This is a genomic window from Stenotrophomonas sp. 109824_Sma, assembly GCF_056480025.1.
Genome location: NZ_CM151078.1, coordinates 2,150,476 through 2,175,994 on the forward strand (window position 1 = coordinate 2,150,476; position 25,519 = coordinate 2,175,994).

The window sequence follows — 25,519 nt, forward strand, 5'->3', positions numbered from 1 at the left end:
CCCCCATCACGATGAAGGGCGCGCAGAAGCTGCGCGACGAACTGGATCACCTGAAGTCGGTCAAGCGCCCGAAGGTGATCGCCGCCATCGCCGAAGCGCGTGAGCATGGCGACCTGAAAGAGAACGCCGAGTACCACGCTGCGCGCGAGGAACAGGGCTTCATCGAAGGCCGCATCAAGCAGCTGGAAGGCGAGCTGTCACACGCCGAGATCATCGACGTGAGCAAGCTCAACGCTGGCTCCAAGGTGGTGTTCGGTGCCAGCGTGACCCTGGCCGACGTGGAAACCGACGAAGAGAAGAAGTACCAGATCGTCGGTGACCTGGAAGCGGACATCAAGCTGGGCCTGATCGCGATTTCCTCGCCGGTGGCACGCGCGATGATCGGCAAGCTGGAAGGCGATTCGATCGTGATCGACGCCCCGGCCGGCCAGCGCGAGTACGAGATCGTCAGCGTCAGCTACGTGGACTGACCCAGTGGCAACGGCGACCCTGCTGTTGCCGGCGCGCAGCCGCTTTGCCGCGGCTGCGCTGCCGGACGATGTGGCGCGTGCGCTCGGCCGCGCCACGACGGTGCAGGTCGCGCCGGGCGAACGCGCGCAGCTGACGCGCCATTTCACGGTCGCCGCGCCGCACTGGCCGGTGGCCGCGTTGACCCGCCAGCGCGACGTCGGCGATGCGGCGGGCGCCAGTTGGCTGCGTGCCGATCCGGCCTGCATGGTGCCGGACATGCACGGCGCGCGGATGATGGCCTACGGCGAAACGCTGCGGCCGACGCTGGCCGACTGCCTGGCCCTGCTGCCGGTGCTGCAGCCGTTGTTCGCCGATGCCGGGTTCGTGCTCGACGCACCGGACCCTTCGCGCTGGTACCTGCGGCTTCCGATCGACCTGGCCCTGCCGGATTTCGACAGTCCGGACGAGGTGCTGGGCGATGACCTGTTCTCGCACCTGCCGGAAGGCGAGGGCGGCCGCCGCTGGCGGGCGCTGATGACCGAGGCGCAGGTGCTGCTGCACAACCATTCCTGGAACCAGCAGCGCGCCGCGCAGGGACAACAGCCGATCAATTCGCTGTGGTTCTGGGGCGGCGGCGTGATGCCGGTGTCGGTCAGTACGCCGCACGCACAGGTGCGCAGCCGCGATGCGCTGCTGCAGGGCCTGGCCCTGGCTGCCGGAGTGGCCGTGGATGGTGAGCAGGCGGTGGATGCACTGGTCGACCTGCGCCAGCTGCGCTCTTTGCAGCAGCTCGGCAATGATGCGATCCGCCCGCTGCTGGCCGCGTTGAAGCGTGGCGAGCTGCAGCGGCTGGTGCTGGATTTCGAGGACGGCTTGCAGTTCCAGCTGGACCGTGGCCAGCGCTGGCAGTTCTGGAAGAAGCCGCGCCAGCTTCACGATTGATCGGGGTCGGATCCGTTTTCCATCGGAAAACGGCTCTGACCCCAGATGTTTGCCGGGGTTGCCGGCCAGCGGCCGGCACTACCGCCGCTGCCGGGCGCAATCCCGCCAGCCTCTCCCACGCGCGGTATCATCCCTCTGTCTTTCGTAACCGGCGATGCCGATGTCCCTTGCCGCCGCTGCCGTGCAGCCCACCTCTGATACGCCGATGATCCGCCGCCGCGATGCGGTCGTGCCCGGCAGCTGGCCAGAGGGCACGCTGCCGCTGCTGGCGCGGCTTTACGCCAGTCGTGGCGCAGGTACACCGGAACTGGCGCAGCCGAAGCTGGGCAATCTGCATGCGCCCGAGCTGCTGACCGGAATCGACGATGCGGTGGGACTGCTGGTCGAGGCCGTCGCCAACGATAAGCGCATCCTGGTGGTCGGCGATTTCGACTGCGATGGTGCTACCGCCTGTGCGGTCGGTGTGCGAGGCCTGCGCATGCTCGGCGCGCAGCACGTCTTCCACGCGGTGCCGAACCGCATGGTGCACGGCTATGGCCTGTCACCTTCACTGGTGGAGGAACTGGCCGAGCTGAAACCGGACCTGCTGGTTACTGTCGATCACGGCATTGCCTGCCACGCGGGTGTGAGCGCGGCCAAGGCGCGTGGCTGGCAGGTGCTGGTCACCGACCACCATCTGCCGGGCCCGCAGTTGCCGCCGGCCGACGTGATCGTTGATCCGAATCTGGACGGCGACGCCTTCCCCAGCAAGTCGCTGGCCGGTGTCGGCGTGATCTTCTACGTGCTGATGGCGCTGCGCCGTCAGATGCGCGAGGCCGGCGTTTTTGCCGATGGCAAGGGGCCGGACCTGACCACGCTGCTGGACCTGGTGGCGGTCGGTACCGTTGCCGACCTGGTAGCGCTGGACCCGAACAACCGTGCGCTGGTCAGCGCAGGCCTGCGCCGTCTGCGCGCAGGGCAGGGTTGTGTCGGCCTGCGTGCGCTGATCGAAGCCAGTGGCCGTGATGCCGCGCGCCTGACCGCCACCGACATCGGCTTCGCACTCGGCCCGCGCCTGAACGCGGCGGGCCGGCTGGAAGACATGGCGTTGGGCATCGCGCTGCTGCTGACCGAAGACCCGCGCCAGGCGCGCGAGATCGCGCAGACGCTGGAGCAGATCAATTCGGAACGGCGCGCGGTGCAGCGATCGATGACCGATGACGCCGAGCAGGCGTTGACCCGCGTAGTGCTGGACATGGCCGGCCAGCGCCCGGTGGCGGCCTGCCTGTTCGATGCCGATTGGCATCCGGGCGTGGTCGGCCTGGTCGCGTCGAAGATGAAGGATCGCCTGCATCGCCCGGTGATTGCCTTCGCCCCGGCTGAACCGGGTGCCGACACCCTGCGCGGCTCGGCGCGTTCGATTCCCGGCCTGCACATCCGTGACGCACTGGCACTGGTCGATGCGCGGCATCCGGGGCTGATCGAACGCTTCGGTGGCCACGCCATGGCGGCCGGCCTCAGCCTGCGGCTTGACCACGTTGATGATTTCAAGGCGGCCTTCGTGGCTGTCGTGCTGGAAATGCTCGACCCCGCAGCATTGCAGCAGCAGGTTCTCAGCGACGGCGAACTGGCCGCAGACGAGCTGGATCATCGCCACGCCGATGCGTTGCGCCTGGCTGGACCGTGGGGCCAGGGCTTCCCCGAACCGCTGTTCGATGGCCACTTCGAAGTGGCCAACTGGCGCGTGTTGAAGGAGCGCCACCTGAAGCTGGAGCTGCGCCTGCCCGGCGTACCCGGCACGATCAACGCGATCCACTTCGGTGGCTGGCACGGCAACGCGCCGGGCCGCCGTGTGCATCTCGCCTACCGGCTGGCCTGCGACGACTATCGCGGCGGCAGCGCCATCCAGTTGATCGTGGAGCACAGCCTCCCCGCATGAAAAAGGGGACGGAGGGGATTAAGTCGCAAGTGGCAAACAAGGCACAAGCGACTTAATCCCCTCCGTCCCCTTTTCCGGGAAGTCAGCGGATTTCGGTTACCAGTGTCGGCAGCTCCCAGGTGCCGCCGGGCACACCCCGGCACAGGCCCGCTGCCACTTCCGAGGTGGCGATGAAGGCGGTGCCATTCCAGGTCCAGGTGTTCTGCGAGATGCAGTCACCCAGGCCGCGGCCCTTCTGCGCGGCAATGATCTGGCCATCGTCGTAGTCGATGGCATCGCTGGTCACCCACTTTGCCTGGAACGGCGGCTGTGGGCGGGTCACCCAGTAGCCATCGCCGCTGTTATAGGCCGCTCGCCAGCAGGGCACGTTGACCAGCACGTGCTGTGCGTCCAGGCGGCGGACCTCCAGCGGCGAGTTGCTCAGCGGAGTATCGGCATCGGCTTCCTGAAGGCCTTCGCAGCTGTCGCCCTCCAGCGTGGCACGCAGGGCCGTGCGCAGGGCGGGTGAGGCGGCCAGTTTCGCAAACGCCGGATCATCCGGGGTCGAGTCAACGGTGGCGGCCTTGCGCACCACCGGCACCGGCAGGGCGGCGGGGACGCTGGATTCAGGGCTGCTGCCCTTGCGCATCACGGCGCCGGGTGTGCCGAGGCGACCCTGATACTCATCGATCTTCAGCAGCACCGCTGCCGCCCCCTTGTCTGACAACGGCCAGCGATGGCCGGCGCCATCAGTCACGCTGACTCCACCGTCGCGCACCAGCGCGGACAGCAGTGCGCTGGCCTGCGAGGCATTCAGGCTGTGCGTGCCTTCGCCCTTTGCAGGTGCCAGAACGCCGAGATCCTGCTGCTGGATGCGCAGATGCAGTGCGCCCTTGGGCTGGGGCTGGCCTTCTTCCGGCTGCAGCGACAGGCGGCCCTGGATGGCCTGGCCCGGGCCGCCCTTGCGGGTGAGCAGCACACTCAGGGTGCTGTCATCGTCGGTGGCATAGCCAGCGGCGCGGCAGGTCAGGGTGTTGTCGCAGGCCACGATCCAGTCGTGGTGCTGGAAATACAGGCTCTTGGCCGGGGCAGCGGCACTGGCGCTCAATGGGCAGGCCAGGGCCAGCAGGGCGGCGGGGAGGAGGGATCGCATCGGCATCCTTGCACGTCGGGAAAGTGGGGCATGGTGCCTGCTGGTGGGGGCGATGAAAAGCTGCACGGCGTTCAACCCCGTTCCGGCTGTTCGCGCGTTCAAAGGTCCACGATCCCACTGGAGCCCTGTCATGGTCTTCGCCCGTTGCTGCAGCGTGTTGATGCTTGCCCTCGCAATCTGGCCCGCCGGCGCCCAGTCGCCACGCATTGCCCGGCCGCAAGCCGCCACACCGCTTTTGATTGCGCCCGCCGCCGAACAGCCTGTGCAGCTCCAGCGTGCGCGCATCGAAGGCGAGGTCCAGGCCGGCGTCGCCCAGACCCGGATCACCCTGGAATTCCACAACCCGAACCGGCGCGTACTGGAGGGCGAGCTGCAGTTCCCGCTGGCCGATGGCCAGCAGATCACCGGCTTCGCGCTGGACATCAACGGCGAACTGCGTGACGCGGTGCCGGTGCCCAAGGACCGTGGCCGTCAGGTGTTCGAAGAAATCGCCCGGCGTGGCGTAGACCCGGGCCTGCTGGAACAGACTGCCGGCAACCAGTTCCGCCTGCGCATCTATCCGCTGCCGGCCGGTGGCAGCCGCCGCGTGCAGCTGGTGATTCGTGAGCCGTTGGCCTTCGCCGGACAAGGCTGGCAATGGACATTGCCGTTGCAGTTTGCCGCCGGTGCGGCTTCGGTTGAATTGCAGCTGCAGGCACCGGGCGCGTCCACCGCGGGCATGGCGCCGTTCCGCATCACTGCGGGCCAGCTGCACTGGCAGGGCAAGGGCGCGCAGCTGCCGACGCAGCTGCAGTGGCGCCTGCCCGCAGCACGTCAGGCGCAGGTCCAGTTGGCGCTCTGGCAGGATGGGCACTACCTGCTGGCGCAGCTGCCGGTGGCGGCCAGCAGCACGCCCCGCACGCTGCCCAGCGAGATCGGCCTGCTGTGGGATGGTTCCGGTTCGGCGGGGCAGCGCAATCGCACGCGTGAGTTCGCGCTGCTGGATCGCTACTTCGCCGCGATGGGTGACGGCACGGTGGCATTGACCGTGCTGCGCGACCGCGCCGAACCGGTGCGGCGCTTCCGCGTCCGCGCCGGCAACTGGAACGAGCTGCGTGCTGCGCTGCAGGCCGTGCGCCCGGACGGTGCCAGCGCGCTGGCGCAGTGGCAGCCGCAGCCGAGTGTGAAGGAATACTTGCTGCTCAGCGATGGTCTGCTGACCTATGGGCCGGAAGCACTGCCAGCACTCGCGCCGGATCAACGCCTGTTCGCGATCAGCAGCGCCGGCGCCCGTACTGACAGCACGCGACTGCGTGGCTGGAGCGAAGCGCATGGCGGACGCTTCGTCGCGCTGGGTAATGATGTTGATGCGGCCGCTCGCGAACTACTGTCGTCGCCCTTGGACGTGCAGGCCGATGCGGGCCGCGGCGTACAGGACGTGGTGATCGATCGTCGCAGTGAAGCCCAGGGCTGGTTGTGGCTGCATGCACGACTGGCGGCCGACGGCGTGCCGATGCGGGTGCGCGTGGGCGGCGGTGAATGGCAAGCGCTGCCGGCAACGCAGAAGAGTGACGACGGTGAACTGGTGGCCGGCTTGTGGGCGCAGGCCCGTCTGCAGCAACTCGGCGCCGACCGTCGAGGCAACCGCGAAGCCATGCAGCGGCTGTCGCAGCAGTTCGGCCTGGTCGGGCCGGATACCTCCCTGATCGTGCTGGAGACGCTGGAGGACTACCTGCGCTATGCGATCCGTCCGTCCGGCACGCTGCGCGCCGAGTACGACGCCAGGTTTGCAGTGCAGGTACGTGATCGCGCCGCAGCCGATCGCCAGCGCCTGGATGAAGTGGCCGCTCGCTGGAAGGAGCGCCAGCAGTGGTGGAACCGGAGCTGGCCGAAGGGCGCGCCGCCGCAGGCCAAGGAAATGGCGCTGGAAGTTGCATCCGCAGGCTACGCAGCCGAATCCGCACCCGTGGCGATGCTGGCAGCCCCTGCGCCTGCCCCGCCGGCTGCGCCTTCACCGATGGCCGCGGCTGCCGAGCAGCGCATGGACGCCAGCAGCGCACGCGCGCGCCGTTCAGCACCTGCATCGAACAAGGCGCTGGATGCGATCGCAGTCACCAGCGGGTCCGCCGACGCATCCGCTGCCGCCAACGACGGCCAGCTCGGCATCCAGCTGGCGGCATGGCAGCCGGATTCGGCCATCGCCCGTCGCCTGCGCCAGGGTCCGCCGTCGCAGCTCTATGACCGCTATCTGGCCGAGCGCGATGCCCATGCCGACAGCAGCGCGTTCTTCCTCGACGTGGCCGACCTGCTGCTGGAGCAGGGCCAGCGCGAACTGGCACTGCGCGTGCTGTCGAACCTTGCCGAGATGGACCTGGACAACCGCCACCTGCTGCGCGTGCTCGGCTACCGGCTGATGCAGGCCGATGCACCGGCACTGGCGGTGCCGGTGTTCGAGCAGGTGCTGGCGATGGGTCAGGAGGAGCCGCAGAGCTTCCGCGACCTGGGCCTGGCGCTGGCAGCAGCGGGCAAGCCGCAGCAGGCACTGGCGCCGCTGTACCAGGTGGTGGTGCGGCCGTGGGACAGTCGTTTCGATGGCATCGCCCTGATCGCATTGGATGAGCTGACCAACCTGGTGGCGCGCAGTACGCCGCGTCTGGACACCCGCAGCATCGACCCGCGACTGCTGCAGGCGATGCCGCTGGACCTGCGTGTGGTGCTGTCGTGGGACGCCGACAACAGCGACATGGACCTGTGGGTGACTGACCCGAATGGCGAGCGCGCGTACTACGGCAACCGCCAGACCTACCAGGGCGGGCGGATGTCGCAGGACTTCACCGGCGGCTATGGTCCCGAGCAGTTCTCGCTGCGCAGCGCCAAGCCGGGCAAGTACAAGGTGGAGGCGAACTATTTCGGCAGCCGCCAGCAGCTGGTGACCGGTGCAACGACCCTGATGCTGCGCCTGACCACGCACTGGGGCACGCCGAAGCAGAAGGACCAGATGGTAACGATGCGGTTGAAGGACCGTGCCGAGACCGTGCTGGTGGGCGAGTTCGAGGTGAAATGACCGATCCCGGGCTTATGTAGCGTCGAGCTTGCTCGACTGCCTCGAGGTGGAGCCGAGCCCATGCTCGGCTCATGGCAGAGGTAGTCGAGCATCGGCTCGGCGCTATAAGGACACGGCGCGTGCGATCGTCGACGCTGGTGGATCGGCACGCAGGCCGAACAGCGGCCGCAGCCAGCGCGAGCGTCGGATCAGCAGCTCGTGGATCAGCAGGCAGCCACCGACGGTACCGGCCAGCAGCAGGGCTGGTTCCATCCACGGGCCCAGCTGCAGTGGCTTGAGCCAGAACAGCAGGGCGATGATCAGGCTCTGGTGCAGCATGTACCACGGATAGATGGCCTCGGTGCAGTACGGCAGCCAGCGGAACGGGCGATCAAGGAAGACCTTTCCCCAGCCCAGGATGGCCAGCAGCGCGGTCCATACGTACAGCGACTGGCTGGTCCGGACCTGCAGGTCCCAGAACGGTTCGGGCCATTGCCGCAGGGGGGAATCGGCCGCCAGCACCTGGCCAAGGATGCGCAGGCCCAGGTACCAGCCGACCGCAGCCAGCGCCAACCACAGGGTGGTGCGGCGCAGGGCGACCACCCGTTCCCAGAACAGTGGCTCGCGACCCAGCAGGTAGCCGGCCAGGAATACCGTGGCGTACTTCGCGTGCTGGTTCCAGTCGCCGAGCAGGGCATTGGTGGACGGATAGATCGGCTCCAGCCAGACCACCCAGGCCAGCAGCAGGGCGAACGGAATGCCGATCAGCAGCGTGGGTGAGGCTGCAACGCGTGCCATCGCGCTGCGCACCCCTGTGGTTCCCAGCAATGGCATCAGCAGGGCCAGCGCCAGGGTGTAGTTCCACAGATAGGCCAGGTACCACAGGTGGTTCCAGGTGATGCCGTACTGCCAGCCCGCGAAGCTGCCTTCCGGCCAGGGCCGCACCTGCCAGTAGCGCAGCAGGAAGTGGCCGAAGCCCGGCGCTACATGGCCGTTGGCCACGCCTTCGCAGTAAGGCTGGATGGGTACGATCACGAACATGCCGAACAGCAGGGGCAACAGCAGCTTCCAGGTGCGCAGGCCGGCGAAGCGCAGCAACCTGCCTTCGGGCCGCATCAGTGCGATGGCGATGCCCGAGATCAGGAACAGCAGTGACATCCGCCAGCGATTGACGAACACCATCGGCCACTGCAGCCATTCGGCCGTGTGCGCGCTCTTGAGGTGGAAGCCCCAGTCGTCCACATAGGCCATGGCGGTGTGGTAGAGGATCAGCAGGGCGAAGGCGAACACGCGCAGGGCGTCGATGTCGTGGCGTCGGGTCATGGGGATGGTGTGCCGGAGAGTCGAGCCAAGGTGACGCCGCCCGGTCCGTGCAGCGACCGCCAAGGGGCCGCCGGAACCCGCGCGGTGACCAATGGCGGGGGTGGTGGGACCAATGGAGCCGCTACCCTTGGTCCCTTGAGGCAGGCTGGAGCACCGCAACGACATGGATGCAGCAATGACCCAGGGCCGACCACCGCGCTGGCGCACGTCAACCCGCCTGCTGGTATGGGCGGCCATCCTGTCCGCTTCAGCCGTGACCAATGCGCTGGTGGAAGTGATGGATGCCGGACGCCGCGGCGCCGATCTCGGCCTGTGGGAACCGATGATCTGGGAGTTCAGCAGCCTCGGCCTGATCCTGTTGACCCTGCCGTTGCTGTGGTGGGGCTGCGAGCGCTGGCCGCTGCATGCCGATACCTGGAAGCAGCGGTTGCCGCTGTATCTTCTGGCCAGCGTCGGCTGGTCGCTGCTGCACGTGGTGGGGATGATGCTGCTGCGGCACCTGGCGTATGCAGCGCTGGGCTATCGGTACCAGGACGATGCCGGCTGGCTGGAGCGTTTTGCGTACGAATACCTGAAGGATGTGCGCACGTTTGCGATGTTCGTGGCACTGGAGCACTTTGCCAGCTGGTTCGGCCGGCGCCGGCAGGGTGAGGCGAGCCTGCTGGCCGAGCCCGACGTCGGCCCGCCGGTGGAGCCGGTCGAGCGCCCCCAGCACTTCCTGGTGCGCAAGCTGGGCAAGGAATTCCTGGTCGCCACTGCGGACGTGGAGTACGCCCAGGCCGCGGGCAACTACGTGAACCTGCGGGTACGCGGCCACGACTACCCGCTGCGGATCACCATGGCGGTACTGGAGCAGCGGCTGGACCCGGGGGTGTTCCTGCGCCCGCACCGCAGCTGGCTGATCCATCGGGGCCAGCTGCGCTCGATCGAGCCGCTGGACGGTGGCGAGGCCCTGCTGCACATGGCCGACGGGGCCAAAGTGCCCTGCAGCCGGCGCCAGTTGCCGCTGCTGCGGCAGGCGCTGGGGGCAGGGTGAGGCCCTCATTCCGGGCACCCGCGGCCTGCGGTATCATTACCAGTCATCTTTTGAATGCATAACCGCCGACATGATCGAACTGAATCCTGTCCGCCAGCGCATCACCGATCTGACCGATCGCGTGCTGTCGCTTCGGGGGTATCTTTGACTACGACGCCAAGAAAGAGCGTCTTGAAGAAGTAACGCGGGAGCTGGAAAGCCCCGACGTCTGGAACAACGCCGAGTACGCCCAGAACCTGGGCCGCGAGCGTTCCAGCCTGGAAAAGACCGTGGGCGGCATCGCCTCGGTGCTCGATGGCCTGAACGACGCCACCGAACTGCTGGAGCTGGCCGAGTCCGAGCAGGATGAGGACACCGCACTGGCCGTGGTCGCCGACCTCGACAAGCACCAGGCCCACGTGGAGAAGCTGGAATTCCAGCGCATGTTCTCCGGCGAGATGGACAATGCGGCCGCGTTCGTCGACATCCAGGCCGGTGCCGGCGGCACCGAGGCCCAGGACTGGGCCGAGATCCTGCTGCGCATGTACCTGCGCTGGTGCGAGTCGCGCGGCTGGAAGACCGAGCTGATGGAAGTGTCCGGTGGCGACGTCGCCGGCATCAAGTCGGCCACGCTGCGCGTGGAAGGCGACTATGCCTATGGCTGGCTGAAGACCGAGACCGGCGTGCACCGCCTGGTGCGCAAGTCACCGTTCGACTCGGACAACCGCCGCCACACCAGCTTCACCTCGGTGTTCGTGTCGCCGGAAATCGATGACAACATCGACATCACCATCAACCCGGCCGACCTGCGAACCGACGTGTACCGTTCGTCCGGTGCCGGTGGCCAGCACGTCAACAAGACCGAGTCGGCGGTGCGTATCACCCACATCCCGACCAACATCGTCGTGGCCTGCCAGACCGGCCGCAGCCAGCACCAGAACCGCGACAACGCGATGAAGATGCTGGCCGCCAAGCTGTACGAGCTGGAGATCCAGAAGCGCAACGCCGAGAAGGACGCCGTGGAAGCCACCAAGTCCGACATCGGCTGGGGCAGCCAGATCCGCAACTACGTGCTGGACCAGAGCCGCATCAAGGACCTGCGTACCGGCATCGAACGTTCGGACACGCAGAAGGTGCTGGACGGCGACCTGGACGAGTTCGTCGAGGCCAGCCTGAAGGCCGGCCTGGCCGTGGGCTCCAAGCGCGTCGATGCCTGATCGACGCGCCTGCGCGGATAGCATCGCCCTCCGTGATGGAGGGCGATGATGCGCAGCGAAAGTGAACGCAAGGAACTCGGCGGCTTCCTCAAGGCCTGCCGCGCCCGTGTCGACCCCGCCACGCTCGGCCTCCCGGCCGGGCGCCGGCGCACCCCGGGCCTGAAGCGCGAGGAAGTCGCGCTGGCGATCGGCGTCAGCGTCAGCTGGTACACGTGGATCGAGCAGGGCCGTGAAGTACGCGCCTCGCCCGAGGTACTGGAGCGGCTGGCGCAGGTGCTGCGCATGAGCGACGACGAACGCGCCTACGCGTTCGCGCTGTCCGGCTACGGCGTGCCGCTGGAATCACCGGACGAGAGCGTGACCGACGGCCTGCGCCAGCTGGTGGACGCGATGCAGCCGATCCCGGCCTATGTGCGCAACACCCGCTTCGACATCCTGGCCTGGAACCCGGCCATCGCCGATCTGTTCGTGGACTACAGCCAGCTGGCGCCGCATGAGCGCAACACGCTGCGGTTGATGTTCCTGTACCCGCCGTACCGCACGCTGATCCTCAACTGGGAAGAAATGACCCGCGGCCTGCTGGCGGGCTTCCGTGCGGCGATGGCGCAGGCGCCGGACAAGGCCCCGTTCCTGGCACTGGTCGAGGACATCGCGGCGCACAGTGAGGAGTTCCGCCAGTGGTGGCCGGAGCACGACGTGCGTCGGTTCGATGAAGGTGCGAAGAAGCTGAACCATCCCACGCGCGGGTTGCTGGACCTGCAGTACGTGGCGCTGGTGCCGGAGAGCCGGCACGATCTGTCACTGGTGACCTACCTGCCGCGTAGGTAGAGGGTTGTTCGGCAGGGCTTGCAGCCCTGCACCTGCGGTAGTGCCGGCCGCTGGCCGGCAACAGCAACTCCAAATGCTGGCTTCCTGCGGGATGGCGGGGCGGTGTGGGTTGGCAGGACACGCCGTAAACCCGTCCATGGGGGCTCGATGGCGCCATCCATGGCGCCAACGGTCCTGCCAACCCACACCACCCCACCTCAGACAGATTTCGCGCGGTTGTTGGTAGGTGTCGACCTTGGTCGACACATCTGTCAGATATCGAAAGGAATTCCGGGGTCAGATCCGTTTTCCTACGGAAAACGGATCTGACCCCAAGAGTATTTCCGACAGATCGCAGGAAACCGCCGAAGGCGGGGTGGGTCCGGTTGCGGGGGCGTGAGCGCCATGGATGGCGCGACCGAGGCTACATGGATGTATTCACGCCGTCCCCCGCAACCGGACCCACCCCGCCATCCCATAGGAAACCAGCTCGTGCTGTTGCTTCGGCTGTTGCCGTTGCTTCGGCGGGTGCAGGGCGCAGCCCTGCCAGGACAACCCACCCCATTCAGGCAGGTAAGTGCAGGTCACAGGATAAGCAGACGCCTTGTTGTGCCCCTCCATAGGGTCCACATTCCTGTGCAGGAGACGGGCCGCCGCCCGTTGTCGAGACACCAGGAGACCTGCATGTCCGCTGCCCCCACCACCGCCATTTCCCGCGATCCGGCCACCGGCCTGCAGATCGCCAGCCATCCCTTCGCCACCGATGCCGAGCTCGATGCGATCCTCGATCGCGGCCAGGCCGGCTTCGCTGCCTGGAGTGCCAGCAGCCTCGAACAGCGAGCGCAGGTGTTGCGTGCGATGGCGCGCGTACTGCGCCGTGACCGCGAGAAGCTGGCTGCGCTGGCCACCGCCGAGATGGGCAAGGTGCAGGCCGAATCGCTGGCCGAGATCGAGAAGTGTGCCGTGCTGTGCGACTGGTACGCCGACCACGGCGCGCAGTTCCTGCGCGACGAACCGACCCAGGTGCCTGATGACAAGGCTTACGTGTCCTACCTGCCGCTGGGCGTCGTGCTGGGCATCATGCCGTGGAATTTCCCGTACTGGCAGGTGATGCGCGCGGCGGTGCCGATCCTGATGGGCGGCAACGGCTTCCTGCTGAAGCCGGCCGAGAACATCGTCGGTACCGCGCAGCTGCTTGATGTCGCCTGGCGTGATGCCGGGCTGCCGGAAGGCACTTTCATCGCCGCCAACATCAGCCGCGAGGGCACCAGCCGCGCGATCGCCGATGACCGTATCGCGGCAGTGACTCTGACCGGCAGCGTGGCCGCCGGCCGCAGCATCGCCGCGCAGGCCGGGCAGGCGCTGAAGAAGGTGGTGCTGGAACTGGGCGGCTCGGATCCGTTCATCGTGCTGGCCGACGCCGACCTCGATGCGGCCGTCGATGCGGCGGTGGCCTCGCGCTTCCAGAACACCGGGCAGGTCTGCATCGCCGGCAAGCGCATCATCGTTGAAGACGCGGTGTACGACCGCTTCGTGGCGCAGTTCTGCCAGAAGGTGCAGGCGCTGACCATCGGCGATGGTCGTGAAGCAGGCAACCGCATCGGCCCGATGGCGCGCCAGGACCTGCTGGAACAGCTCGACGCGCAGGTGCGCGCCTCGGTGGAGGCCGGTGCGCAGCTGCTGGTCGGTGGCCACCAGCTGGATCGCCCGGGCGCGTTCTATGCGCCCACCGTGCTGGCCGGCGTGGAGCCGGGCATGCAGGCCTTCGATACCGAGACCTTCGGGCCGGTGGCCTCGATCAGCCGGGCCCGCGATGCCGACCATGCGGTGGAGCTGGCCAACCAGAGCGAATTCGGCCTCAGCGGCAACCTGTGGACCGGCGACCGCGCGCGGGCCATGCAGCTGGCGCGCCGGTTGCAGACCGGCAGCGTGTTCGTCAACGGCTTCTCCGCCTCGGACCCACGCGTGCCGATCGGCGGCGTGAGGAAGAGCGGCTTCGGTCGCGAGCTCTCGCACTTCGGCATCCGTGAATTCGTCAACGCGCAGACCGTGTGGTTCGACAAGCGTTGACGCGCGGCTCTCATCCTTCCTGCAACGATCCACCATCAGTCCAGCGAAAAGGACGGCATTCCAATGTCCAAGGGTTCAGACCTGCTCGTCGCCGCACTTGAGAACGAAGGCGTCGAGCGTATTTTCGGCATCCCCGGCGAAGAGAACCTCGATGTGGTCGAGTCGCTCCGCCATTCCAGCATCGAGCTGGTCATCACCCGCCACGAACAGGCGGCGGTGTTCATGGCGGCCACCTATGGTCGCCTGACCGGCAAGCCCGGCGTGTGCCTGGCCACGCTCGGCCCGGGTGCGCTCAACTTCACCACCGGCGCTGCTTACGCGCTGCTGGGTGCGTGGCCGGTGATCATGATCACCGGCCAGAAGGGCATCGTCGCCAGCAAGCAGGCGCGCTTCCAGATTGTCGACATCGTCGGCACGATGAAGCCGCTGACCAAGCAGGCGCGGCAGATCGTCTCGGCGCGCACCATCCCGACCATCGTCCGCGAGGCGTTCCGTGTCGCCCAGGAAGAGCGCCCGGGCCCGGTGTTGCTGGAGCTGCCCGAAGACATCGCGGCCGATGAGGTCGAGGGCGTGGCGCTGATTCCGCCGCACGCGGTGGACCGTCCCATTGCCAGCCCGGAGGCGCTGGACCGGGCGGCGGAGATCATCCGCAATGCCAAGCGGCCGTTGCTGATGATCGCTTCAGCGGCGTCGCGACCGCAGTCCAGCGAAGCGCTGTCGGCCTTTGTGCTGCGCGCCGGCATCCCGTTCTTCACCACGCAGATGGGCAAGGGCGCGGTGGCCGGCGGTTCGGGCCTGTACATGGGCACCGCGGCGCTGACCGAGCGCGACTACGTGCACATGGCGATCGACCAGGCCGACGTGATCGTGACCATCGGCCACGAGGTCACCGAGAAGCCGCCGTTCGTGATGCGCCCGGGTGGGCCGACCGTGATCCACATTGGCTACTCGCAGGCGGCGGTGGAGCAGGTGTACTTCCCGCAGGTGGAGGTGATCGGCGATATCGGCCGTTCGTTGACCCAGCTGGCCGACCGCATCGAGGGCGCGGTGCCGAATGCCGCCGCGCTGCTGCCGCTGCGCCCGACCATCCTTGAGCACCTGGCCGACCGTGCCGAAGATGCCGGGTTCACCCCGCAGCGGCTGGTGCACGACGTGCGCCAGGTAATGCCGCCGGACGGCATCGTGGCGCTGGACAACGGCATGTACAAGATCTGGTTCGCGCGCAACTACCGCACCCAGGTGGCCAATACGCTGCTGCTGGACAACGCGCTGGCGACGATGGGCGCGGGCCTGCCGTCGGCGATCATGGCCTCGATCCTGTATCCACAGCGGCGGGTGCTGGCGGTTTGCGGTGACGGCGGTTTCATGATGAACAGCCAGGAGCTGGAGACGGCGCGCCGGCTGGGCCTGAACCTGGTGGTGCTGATCCTCAACGACGGCGCCTACGGGATGATCCGCTGGAAGCAGGCGGTGGATGGTTTCACCGACTACGGCATGACCTTCAGCAACCCCGATTTCGTGAAGTATGCCGAGGCCTATGGCTGCAAGGGTCACGAGGTGACGGCCATCGAGCAGTTCATCCCAACCCTGGAAGCGGCCTTCAACGAGGGCGGGGTGCACCTGGTGTCGGTGCCGATCGATTACTCGGAGAACCAGCGGGTGCTGGTGGACGAGTTGCGCCAGGCGTTCCCAGGAAACAGGTAAGGCCGGAGCAGGGCCGGCCGATCCGCCCGGTAGGTGTCGACCTTGGTCGACACGCAGAGCGCCAACCAGGGTTGGCGGCTACCGGGCGGCGGGCCGGGGCCGGGGCAGGGCGGTTTTGGTATGCTGGGCAACCGGCTGTGCCGGGCGCAGCATCCCCCCTCACTACACGATTCCCGCAGATCCATGAGCGAAGCTACCGATACCCCCCCCGTCGACGAAAACAAGTTGATCGCCGAGCGCCGTGAGAAACTCAAAGCGCTGCGTGGGCAGGGCATCGCGTACCCGAACGACTTCCGTCGCGAGGACTTCGCCGGCCGCCTGCAGGAAGAATTCGCCGATGCCGGACAGTGGACCGCCGAGGCTCTGGAAGGCAACGGCCGCCAGGTGAAGATGGCGGGCCGCCTGATGGCCAAGCGCATCATGGGCAAGGCCAGCTTCGCGCAGATCCAGGACGAGTCCGGCCGCATCCAGCTGTTCCTGCAGGGCGCGGTGCTGGGCGATGCCTACACCGCCTTCAAGGGCTGGGACGTGGGCGACATCATCGCCGTCGAAGGCGGCCTGACCCGTACCAAGACCGGCGAGCTGTCGGTCAAGGCCGAATCGATCCGCCTGCTGACCAAGTCGCTGCGCCCGCTGCCGGACAAGTGGCACGGCCTGGCCGACGTCGAGCAGCGTTACCGCCAGCGTTACGTCGACCTGATCGTGACCCCGGAGTCGCGCGCGGTGTTCATCAAGCGCTCGAAGATCATCCGCGCCATGCGCGCGTGGCTGGACAACCGCGACTTCCTGGAAGTCGAGACGCCGATGATGCATTACATCCCCGGCGGCGCGGCGGCCAAGCCGTTCACCACCCACCACAATGCGCTGGACCTGGACCTGTACCTGCGCGTGGCGCCGGAGCTGTACCTCAAGCGCCTGACCGTGGGTGGCCTGGAGCGCGTGTACGAGATCAACCGCAACTTCCGCAATGAAGGCGTCAGCACCCGCCACAACCCGGAATTCACCATGATGGAACTGTACGAGGCCTATGCCACGTACAACGAGATCATGGACCTGACCGAAGGCGTGATCCGTGACGTGGCCACGACGGTCAACGGTGGCACCGAGGTGGAGTGGGATGGCGCGAAGATCGACCTGGGCCCGGCGTTCCGCCGCTGGCGCATGGACGAGGCGGTCCGCCACCACAACCCGGAAATCTCCGCCGCCGACTGCACCGACCGTGACGCGCTGCTGCGCCATTGCGAGCGCTTGAAGATCCGCGTCAAGCCGTCTTACGGCTGGGGCAAGCTGCTGCTGGAGATCTTCGAGGCCACCGTCGAGCACACCCTGATCCAGCCGACCTTCATCACCGATCACCCGGTGGAGGTCTCGCCGCTGGCCCGTGCCAACGACAACGATCCGGGCTACACCGACCGCTTCGAGCTGTTCGTCAACGGCAAGGAGCTGGCCAATGGCTTCTCCGAGCTGAATGACCCGGAAGACCAGGCCCAGCGCTTCCAGGCCCAGGTGGCCGCGAAGGAGGGTGGCGACGACGAGGCCATGCACTACGACGCCGACTACATCCGTGCGCTGGAGTACGGCATGGCCCCGACCGGCGGCCTTGGCATCGGCGTCGATCGCCTGGTGATGCTGCTGACCGGCAGCAGTTCGATCCGCGACGTGCTGCTGTTCCCGTACATGCGTCCGGAGCAGTAAGTCGTCTTTTTGACTCCTGATTGTGCGCGCCGTCCCGAAACGGGACGGCGCGATTGACGCCTCCCGCACTCGGCGTATCGTTATTGCACTACCTTGACGCCTGTTGTGGCTTGATCGGCGCCAAGGGGAGTGCACAGTGTGGAGAGCCCGCTTCACAATGTGATGACGATCATGAACCGGGACGCATGACACGGGAGTCAGGCCGATGCAGGGTGCGAGCGTTCGCAGCGGCAGAGTATCCTCGCCTGCTGATGATCCAGCATGGTCGAAAAACCAGGCAGAGTACGCGTTGAACATCGTCATTGTTGACGACCAGACTTCCGCCCGGACGATGCTGCGTCACGTCATCGAGGACATCGCGCCGGAACTGAGCGTGTATGACTTCGGCGATCCGCTGACCGCATTGGCGTGGTGCGAAGCGCATCCGGTCGACCTGCTGCTGCTCGATTACCGCATGCCGGAGATGGACGGGCTGGAATTCGCCCGCCGTTTCCGTCGCCTGCCGAAGCACCGCGACATTCCGGTGATCCTGATCACCGTGGTCGGCGACGAGCCGATCCGGCAGGCGGCGCTGGAAGCTGGTGTCATCGACTTCCTGGTCAAGCCGATCCGTCCGCGCGAACTGCGTGCGCGCTGCTACAACCTGTTGCAGCTGCGCCAGCAGACCGAGAACGTGAAGCAGCGCGCGTTGTCGCTGGAGCAGCGCCTGCTGGCCAGCATGCATGAAGTCGAAGAGCGGGAGCGCGAGACACTATCGCGGCTGGCGCGCGCGATTGAGTTCCGTGATGCCGGCACCAGTGCCTACCTGGAACGCATGGCGCGCGTGGCTGGCCTGATCGCTGACCAGCTCGGGCTGCCCGAAGAGGAAGTGCGCCTGATCGAGATGGCCGCGCCGCTGCACGACATGGGCAAGATCGCCATCCCCGATGCGGTGCTGCTCAAGCAGGGCAAGCTCAACGAGGAGGAGCTGGCGATCATGCGCCGGCACCCGCGCATTGGCCATGAACTGCTGAGTGGTAGCCAGAATCGCTTCATCCAGGTTGGCGCGTTGATCGCACTGCGTCATCATGAGCGTTACGACGGCAGTGGCTATCCCGATGGGCTGGTCGGCGATGCGATTCCGCTGGAAGCGCGCATCGTGGCCGTCGCCGATGTCTTCGACGCCCTGATATCACCCCGTCCGTACAAGGAAGCATGGACCATGGAAGCCACCCTGGCTTATCTCTACGCCCAGCGTGGCCGCCTGTTCGATCCCCGATGCGTGGACGCACTGCTGCGCGGCCGCGAGCAGCTGGACCAGATCTGCGCCGAGCATTCGATGGCGTCCGCGCGCCCGGGGCTGGGCGCGTGAAACGGCTGTTGTCGCAGCTGCGGCTGCGCCTGTCCCAGCGCCAGGACAGTGAGCACGGCCAGCAGATCGTCCGCATTGTCCTGATCAGCCTGATCCTGGCCTACGTGCTGTTGCCTGCGCCACGCCACGATCTGCCGCACACGCAATACGTGGGCGTGCTGGCGATCGTGCTGACCGGCCTGAGCCTGTCGCTGCTGCTGTTCGGTTGGCTGCTGTGGCGGCCCGCGCGTTCGGATCCACGCCGCGTGCTGGGCATGCTGGCCGACTACGGCCTGATCGCTGCCGGCATGGTGCAGATGGGCGAGCCGCTGTCCTGGGTCTACATCGTGGTGATGTGGGTGACGGTCGGCAACGGCATGCGCTTTGGCAACCACTATCTGTACGTGGCGGTGGCCATGGCGATGGTGAGCTTCGGTTGCACCGTGCTGCTGACTCCGTACTGGCAGCAGAATTTCCGCCTGGCCATCGGCCTATGGCTCGGCCTGGCCGCGGTGCCGCTGTACTTCTCGACGCTGCTGCGGCAGTTGACCGAGGCGATGGCCGAGGCGCGCCGCGCCAGCGAGGCCAAGAGTCGTTTCCTGGCCAACATGAGCCATGAGTTCCGCACCCCGTTGAACGGTCTCAACGGCATGACCGAAGTGCTGGCGACCACGCGCCTGGACGACGAGCAGCGCGAGTGCCTCAACACCATCCAGGCATCATCGCGCAGCCTGCTGGCGCTGGTGGAGGAAGTGCTGGACATCTCGGCCATCGAAGCCGGCAAGCTGCGCGTGGTGGCCGAAGACTTCGCCGTGACCGATGTGATCCAGGCGATCGGGCTGATCCTGCTGCCGCAGGCCAAGGCCAAGCGACTGGACTACCGGGTGAAGGTCGCCGACGGTGTGCCGCCACGGGTGCGCGGCGATGTCGGGCATCTGCGGCAGATCCTGTTGAACCTGGCCGGCAATGCAGTCAAGTTCACCGACCACGGCCGGGTCGAGATCCGTGTCGGCGTCGTCCAGGCGGATACCAATGGCGCGGTGCGGTTGCGCTTCGACATCCTCGATACCGGCATCGGCGTGGCGCCGGCCATGCGCGCGCGGCTGTTCGATGCCTTCGAGCAGGCTGACGTCAGCATGGCGCGCCGCCACGAGGGCACCGGCCTGGGCACGACCATCGCCAAGGGCCTGGTCGAAGCCATGGACGGTGACATCGGCTATCTGGAAAACCCGCCGCGCGGCAGCCACTTCTGGGTCGAGCTGCCGTTCGCGCCGCCGCAGCCGCTGGTGCCGGGCGCGGTGCCGAGCCTGACCGGCGACGAAGACGTCGGGCCGGGCGGCAACGTGATCGCCTTTGCCGATCCGTTCCTGCGCCATCGCGCCCGCGTGCGCAGCATGCAGATCCTGGTGGCCGACGACCATGAGGCCAACCGCATGGTCCTGCAGCGCCTGCTGCAGAAGGCCGGGCACCGCGTGCTGTGCGTGGACGGCGGTGAGGCGGTGCTGGATGCGCTGGCCGACAGCGAGTTCGACGCGGTCATCGTCGACCTGCACATGCCGGGCATGAGCGGGCTGGACATGCTCAAGGAGCTGCGGGTCATGCAGGCCGGCGGCGGACCGCGCACACCGGTGCTGGTGCTCAGCGCCGATGTCACGCCCGAGGCGATCCAGCGCTGCACCCAGGCCGGTGCGCATGCCTTCCTGGCCAAGCCCGTGGTGGCGGTACGCCTGCTCGATACCCTGGCCGAGATCGCCAACAACGCCCAGTTGAAGACCATGGCCGCGCCGGTGGTACGGCCGGCGGCGCTGCAGGATGGGGTGCTCGACAGCAGCGTGCTGGACGAACTGGCCTCGCTGGGCATGGGCGAGGGCTTCGAGCGCGAGTTCATCCGCCAGTGCCTGGAGGATGTGGCGAGCTGCATGGGCAAGGCCGAGCAGGCCGGCGAAGCTGCGCACTGGGATGTGTTCCGCGAACAGTCCCACGCGATCAAGGGCGTGGCCAGCAACCTTGGCCTGATGCGCGCGTCCAACCGCGCTGGCGAGCTGATGCGGATGGCCGATTGGCAGCTCAAGACCGAATGGCGTCCGCGCCTGGACATCCTGCAGGACGCGATCAAGGAAGGCCGGCGTGCGCTGGAGGCACGGGCCGAACGCCGCCTGCGCGGTGCTGCTGATGATGGTGAGGCGCGTTAGGGATTGTTGGTTCGTCGCGCGAGTTCGAGAATCCGCTGTGCCGCTGATTCCGCTGCGCGCAGTATCCAGGCGAGGGAGTTTGATGCGCCCCTTGGCTTCTGATCGGAGTCGGACGGCTGACGTATCGATTCCCGGTGCGTCAGCAGGAGGGTTTGCGGGTGCGGCTGGCGCTGGCCCCTCTTTACGTACCAGCGGATCAAGGTGTGGTTTGGGGCGTCGTACTCGATGCCTTCAACGAAGTCCTCGGACATGCGTGGATAGCGTTCCAGCAAGGGCCCGAGGTGGGTCTTCATCCACGCCAGGAGATCCATGTGGAAGGCGCGCCAGGGCTCTCCATAGCGTGATTCGGCAGTGGTTGCCGAAAGGCCCAGAGCGTTGATGCAGAAGCTGAGCAGGCGGACAGCGTCCGGGCTGGGGCATTCACGGATACTTGCGAGCATGCGTGCGGCGATGCGCTCCTGGAACTGCCTTCCTGCTGCCGACGCACGAATGGAGTGCGAGAACAGGTGTTCCCAGATGAGCGAGAACTGAATTTTTGTGGCCGAAGCCTGCGGGGCCTTCATCTCTGCGGCTGACTCGATCAACGAGAACGCCATGGCTTCGATATAGCTGATTGCCGGCTCCCATCGTCCTGTCGATGGAGGCGGCGTCTCCGGAAGCTGGGCGATCAATCTGCCAATGAACTGCAGTTCCTTTTCGACACTTTTGTAGGACTCGCTCCGGAACGTTACGGGCTCCCTGATCTGTGCAAGGTCGGAGGTCTGGCGATCAATGAAGAAGCGTGCCCAATGCAGTGCGTCGGGAGGTTCCGGCGACGGATTTTCCATCCATGCTGCGTGCGCCAGGGATACCAGGCCGAGATAGGCGTGCCACTGGGGGAGGCTCAGTCTGACTGCAGATCCCTCGCGTGGGGCCAGCAGGTCTGAGGAGTTATCGAGTAGCGCGCGGTTGCAGACGAGTGCGGCAGATGCCGGGTGGGGGGGCGCCTCATCATCGATGTCATCTGCGGGGAAGTAGTCCTCGTTGTAGAGGAACGACCCATCGAGTCTGATTGCTTCAGCAACCAGATTCTCTGCAAAACGGATAGCGGCGGGATGTGGCCGATCAGTGGATGGGATTTCCCTGAAGAATGCGGGAATGGCGGTCGGGCACTCAACTACGATGGTGCGACAGACGTTCCGATCCTTGAATCGATTGGCGATTCGCTCTGCGCATGCGTGCGCGGATCGTTCGTCGCTGGGCGCTGTTTCCGGTGCATGCAGGTGGCGAGCGATCTCTCCCATGGAGCGACCTAGTTCCTCGACCAGTACTGAAATTTCATCTGGCCTTCCGCGATCGATGATCTTCTGGACGGCCTCAGAAAAGCGGTTTGCGTTGGCGGCACTGAATCGATTCGATGATGAGAACGCCGCGATTGTCCAGGCGATCAATGTGGCGAAGAACACGGCGGCAAGAGCGGCCTGCCAGGTCTCCGGAGTGAGCAATGATCCGGCGATGACCGGTCGGGACGTGGCGCGCCACCAGTCGGTGAGGAGCGTAAGGCAGCCCACCGAGATCATCGCAATCATCGCGAACTTCTCGACGTGAATTCTCGCGGTTGCGACGCGGAATCGATACCTCACGTCGAATATGGTCCAGACCAGAAGGAGCAACGCCAATCCAGAGAGAAACTCCGGGAAGCCGAAGAGGCGAGGGGCATCACTTCTGAGATGAATCCACTGGATTCCAGCACCGAACAAGCAACTGAACATTGATCCCTTCTTGCAGCCTCGACGGCTCCATTGCCATCAGCGGGATTATCGGTGTTCATCTTGGGTGCTGGATAGGTCCGAGGTTCGTTCTACTGCCGGCCGGTCCAGCTGAAGGTGTTGCACCCCTAAAAAAAGCCCGGTGGCCAACCGGGCTTGAACCCATCCTGGGGGAGGGATGAATCAGGCCGCGTCGAGACTGGCGCGACGGGTCTGGGCCTTGATCAGGCGATCCATGGTGCGCAGCGAGCGGTCGCCGAGGGCCAGGGCGGAATCGACCCATACCTTGGTGATCTCCAGCAGTTCGTCATAGCTGACAGGCTGGGCAATGCTGCGTGCGGCGTTCATTGCCAGATAGGACTGTGGGGTGCGCTGCTGCTGGCGGATCAGTTCTTCAACGGCCGCGCGGCCTTCGCCTTTCTTCACCAGCACGTCGACCACGCCCATCGCATGCATCTCCTCGGCGCTGTAGACCCGGCCGTCGAGAATGATCTTCTCGGCCAGGTGCGGTGACACCCGGCGGCACAGGAAGGAGTAGGCGCCCATGCCCGGGAACAGGCCGAACAGAACCTCGGGCAGGCCGAGGCCGCTGCCTTCCTCGGCGACGATGGTGTGGCAGGCCAGGGCCATTTCCAGGCCACCACCAAGGGCGTCGCCCTGGATCAGGGCGATCGAACGGACATCGCCGCCGAACCCGGTATGCAGGTGGTGCACGCCCTCCACGCAGCGCTGGGCGTAGTTCAACAGGAGGTCGCGGTTGCCTTCGCGGATCAGGCGGGTGAACAGGTCCAGGTCACCGCCCAGGTTGTAGGCGACGGCGTCCGAGGCCAGCACGAAATGCCGCAGGGTGCCGCTGTGGCGCTCGGCAGGGCTGCGGGTGATGGCGGCCATATAGCTCCACATCTCGTCGAGCATGTCCTTGCGGCAGCAGGGACGGATGCCGGTGGCGGCATCGGCATGCATGAACAGCCAGTGGGCAGCGCCGTCGGCACTGTCTTCGGTACGGATGGTGGCAAAAGGCGAGCCGCTTGAGGGCAGCTTTTCGATGGTACTCATGGAAGGGTCCTCGGCATGCGGCCCGCAGTGTCAGGTGGGTGGCCGGCGGGCCGAACGGTCCACACACGCGGCGATGCTACACCGCCTCAGGGGCGTCGCATGCGAAAGGGCCCGGGACGTTTCCGCCCCGGGCCCTGTGCCGTTCAAATTGCCGAAAACCCTTACTGGGCGGGCGTATCGCGGAGTTCGCGACGGAGGATCTTGCCGACATTGGTCTTCGGCAGTTCCTTTCGGAATTCAACGATTTTGGGGTGCTTGTAGCCGGTCAGGTTGGCCCGGGCGTGCTCCTTGACCATTTCGGCGGTCAGGTTCGGGTCCTTCTTCACGATGACCACCTTGACCACCTCACCGGACTTCTCGTCCGGCACGCCGACCGCGGCCACTTCCAGCACGCCCGGCATCATCGCGATCACGTCCTCGACTTCATTCGGGTACACGTTGAAGCCGGACACCAGGATCATGTCCTTCTTGCGGTCGACGATGTAGAAGAAGCCCTGTTCGTCCATCTTCGCCATGTCGCCGGTGTGCAGCCAGCCGTCGGTGTCGATGGTCTTGGCGGTTTCCTCCGGGCGCTGCCAATAGCCCTTCATCACCTGCGGGCCCTTGATGCAGAGTTCGCCGACCTCGCCCAGCGGCAGGATGGCGCTGTTGTCGTCCTTGATGCAGGCATCGGTGGAGGGGATCGGCAGGCCGATCGAGCCGTTGTACTCGGTCAGGGTGAGCGGGTTGATGCAGGCTGCCGGCGAGGTTTCGGTCAGGCCGTAGGCCTCGACCAGGGTCACGCCGGTGACCTTCTTCCAGCGCTCGGCCACGGCGCGCTGCACGGCCATGCCGCCGCCCAGGGTGACCTTCAGCGACGAGAAGTCGACCGTGTCGAAACCGGGGGTGTTGAGCAGGCCGTTGAACAGCGTGTTGACGCCGGTGATGGCGGTGAAGCGCACCGACTTGAGCTCCTTGACGAAGCCCTTCATGTCGCGCGGGTTGGTGATCAGGTGGTTGCAGCCACCGAACTTCATGAAGACCAGCCCGTTCGCCGTCAGCGCGAAGATGTGGTACAGCGGCAGGGCGGTGATGATCCACTCCTTGCCCATCTCGATGCCCGACGCACTGATCCAGGCCGAGGCCTGCTGCATGTTGGCGATCAGGTTGCGGTTGGTCAGCATCGCGCCCTTGGCCACGCCGGTGGTGCCGCCGGTGTACTGCAGGAACGCAATGTCGTCGTGGTCGATCTCGACCTTGGGCAGGCTGTGGCGGCTGCCGAGCTTGAGCGCCTGGCGGAAGCGCACCGCGCCCTTGAGATGGTAGTTGGGCACCATCTTCTTGATGTACTTCAGCACGAAGTTGACGATCACGCCCTTGCCGCCGAGCAGGTCGCCCAGGCCGGTGGTGATCACATGCTTGACCGGCGTATCGGCGATGACCTGTTCGACGGTGTCGCCGAAGTTGTCGACCACCACCAGCGCGGTCACGCCGGCATCGACCAGCTGGTGCTTGAGCTCGCGGGCGGTGTACAGCGGGTTGACGTTGACCACGGTCAGGCCGGCGCGCAGCACGCCGAAGGTGGCCACCGGGTACTGCAGGCAGTTGGGCATCATCAGGGCGACGCGGTCACCCTTCTTGAGCTTGAGCTCACCGAGCAGGTAGGCCGCGAACTGTTCGACCAGCGCGTCGGTCTCGCCATAGGTGAGCACCTTGCCGAAGCTGGAGTAGGCGGGACGGTCGCGGAATTTCGCGACGGAAGCGTCGAAGACCGAAGCTACCGAATGGAACTCGTTGACGTCGATCTCGGCGGGAACGCCTTTCGGATAGCTCTGCAGCCAGGGACGATCCAGACTCATATTCCCCCTCCAGGAATCGTGATGTATTAGGTTCCGGCCCTGAGCGTATCGACAATGGCC

General features: G+C 66.3%; 17 protein-coding genes. 12 read left to right on the forward strand and 5 right to left on the reverse strand.

What is annotated here, in order from left to right:
• The first annotated feature begins 5 nt into the window (after positions 1-5).
• The 3 genes from greA to recJ all read left to right on the forward strand — a co-directional run bounded on the left by greA (position 6) and on the right by recJ (position 3,310).
• A complete protein-coding gene (gene greA / locus ACZK1G_RS10250; protein WP_026347191.1) occupies positions 6-470 on the forward strand; it encodes a transcription elongation factor GreA in 465 nt (154 codons plus the stop codon).
• Between the two features lie 4 nt (positions 471-474).
• Positions 475-1,392, forward strand: coding sequence for a 2,3-bisphosphoglycerate-independent phosphoglycerate mutase (locus tag ACZK1G_RS10255; RefSeq protein ID WP_014037058.1), 918 nt, complete (start codon positions 475-477; stop codon positions 1,390-1,392).
• 160 nt (positions 1,393-1,552) lie between these two features.
• Positions 1,553-3,310, forward strand: a complete 1,758-nt coding sequence (gene recJ / locus ACZK1G_RS10260) for a single-stranded-DNA-specific exonuclease RecJ (protein WP_101765384.1) — start codon at positions 1,553-1,555, stop codon at positions 3,308-3,310.
• A gap of 82 nt (positions 3,311-3,392) precedes the next feature.
• Here the strand turns inward: recJ and ACZK1G_RS10265 are convergent, their stop codons facing one another.
• A complete protein-coding gene (locus ACZK1G_RS10265; protein WP_101765385.1) occupies positions 3,393-4,442 on the reverse strand; it encodes a DUF1176 domain-containing protein in 1,050 nt (349 codons plus the stop codon).
• Between the two features lie 130 nt (positions 4,443-4,572).
• On the opposite strand from ACZK1G_RS10265, the gene ACZK1G_RS10270 reads away from it, so the two are divergent.
• Complete coding sequence (locus ACZK1G_RS10270; protein WP_101765386.1) at positions 4,573-7,485, forward strand: VIT domain-containing protein; 2,913 nt, start codon at positions 4,573-4,575, stop codon at positions 7,483-7,485.
• 102 nt (positions 7,486-7,587) lie between these two features.
• Here the strand turns inward: ACZK1G_RS10270 and ACZK1G_RS10275 are convergent, their stop codons facing one another.
• Positions 7,588-8,787, reverse strand: a complete 1,200-nt coding sequence (locus ACZK1G_RS10275; RefSeq protein WP_049443459.1) for an acyltransferase family protein — start codon at positions 8,785-8,787, stop codon at positions 7,588-7,590.
• Positions 8,788-8,962: 175 nt separating this feature from the next.
• Between ACZK1G_RS10275 and ACZK1G_RS10280 the strand changes: the two genes are divergently transcribed.
• The 8 genes from ACZK1G_RS10280 to ACZK1G_RS10315 all read left to right on the forward strand — a co-directional run bounded on the left by ACZK1G_RS10280 (position 8,963) and on the right by ACZK1G_RS10315 (position 20,817).
• Complete coding sequence (locus ACZK1G_RS10280; RefSeq protein WP_049443460.1) at positions 8,963-9,823, forward strand: LytTR family DNA-binding domain-containing protein; 861 nt, start codon at positions 8,963-8,965, stop codon at positions 9,821-9,823.
• 70 nt (positions 9,824-9,893) lie between these two features.
• A protein-coding gene (gene prfB / locus ACZK1G_RS10285) for a peptide chain release factor 2 (protein WP_014037064.1) occupies positions 9,894-11,019 on the forward strand; the annotation gives its coding sequence in 2 pieces (ribosomal slippage) (positions 9,894-9,968 and positions 9,970-11,019; 1,125 coding nt in all).
• 45 nt (positions 11,020-11,064) lie between these two features.
• On the forward strand, positions 11,065-11,847 hold the full coding sequence (locus ACZK1G_RS10290) for a helix-turn-helix transcriptional regulator (protein ID WP_042358681.1): 783 nt from the start codon (positions 11,065-11,067) through the stop codon (positions 11,845-11,847).
• Between the two features lie 663 nt (positions 11,848-12,510).
• Positions 12,511-13,896: an NAD-dependent succinate-semialdehyde dehydrogenase gene (locus tag ACZK1G_RS10295; protein ID WP_101765388.1), complete on the forward strand. Its 1,386-nt coding sequence runs from the start codon at positions 12,511-12,513 to the stop codon at positions 13,894-13,896.
• A gap of 63 nt (positions 13,897-13,959) precedes the next feature.
• Positions 13,960-15,600 carry an acetolactate synthase large subunit gene (locus ACZK1G_RS10300; RefSeq protein WP_101765389.1) on the forward strand — a complete coding sequence of 547 codons (1,641 nt, stop codon included), beginning with the start codon at positions 13,960-13,962 and terminating at the stop codon, positions 15,598-15,600.
• 183 nt (positions 15,601-15,783) lie between these two features.
• A complete protein-coding gene (gene lysS / locus ACZK1G_RS10305) occupies positions 15,784-17,295 on the forward strand; it encodes a lysine--tRNA ligase (protein WP_049443463.1) in 1,512 nt (503 codons plus the stop codon).
• A gap of 205 nt (positions 17,296-17,500) precedes the next feature.
• Positions 17,501-18,646 (forward strand): cyclic di-GMP phosphodiesterase response regulator RpfG, encoded by a 1,146-nt coding sequence (gene rpfG, locus ACZK1G_RS10310; RefSeq protein ID WP_014037069.1) that lies wholly within the window; start codon positions 17,501-17,503, stop codon positions 18,644-18,646.
• On the forward strand, positions 18,643-20,817 hold the full coding sequence (locus ACZK1G_RS10315; RefSeq protein WP_014037070.1) for a response regulator: 2,175 nt from the start codon (positions 18,643-18,645) through the stop codon (positions 20,815-20,817). The genes rpfG and ACZK1G_RS10315 overlap by 4 nt, the downstream gene beginning before the upstream one ends.
• Here ACZK1G_RS10315 and ACZK1G_RS10320 read toward each other — a convergent pair.
• The 3 genes from ACZK1G_RS10320 to ACZK1G_RS10330 all read right to left on the reverse strand — a co-directional run bounded on the left by ACZK1G_RS10320 (position 20,814) and on the right by ACZK1G_RS10330 (position 25,459).
• The gene (locus ACZK1G_RS10320) at positions 20,814-22,568 is read right to left on the reverse strand and encodes a hypothetical protein (protein WP_101765390.1); all 1,755 of its coding nucleotides are present in this window, start codon (positions 22,566-22,568) and stop codon (positions 20,814-20,816) included. The two genes, ACZK1G_RS10315 and ACZK1G_RS10320, sit on opposite strands and share 4 nt — an antisense overlap.
• A 180-nt stretch (positions 22,569-22,748) precedes the next feature.
• Positions 22,749-23,621 carry a crotonase/enoyl-CoA hydratase family protein gene (locus ACZK1G_RS10325; protein ID WP_014037072.1) on the reverse strand — a complete coding sequence of 291 codons (873 nt, stop codon included), beginning with the start codon at positions 23,619-23,621 and terminating at the stop codon, positions 22,749-22,751.
• Between the two features lie 161 nt (positions 23,622-23,782).
• Positions 23,783-25,459 carry a long-chain fatty acid--CoA ligase gene (locus ACZK1G_RS10330; protein ID WP_049443466.1) on the reverse strand — a complete coding sequence of 559 codons (1,677 nt, stop codon included), beginning with the start codon at positions 25,457-25,459 and terminating at the stop codon, positions 23,783-23,785.
• Positions 25,460-25,519 lie beyond the last annotated feature (60 nt).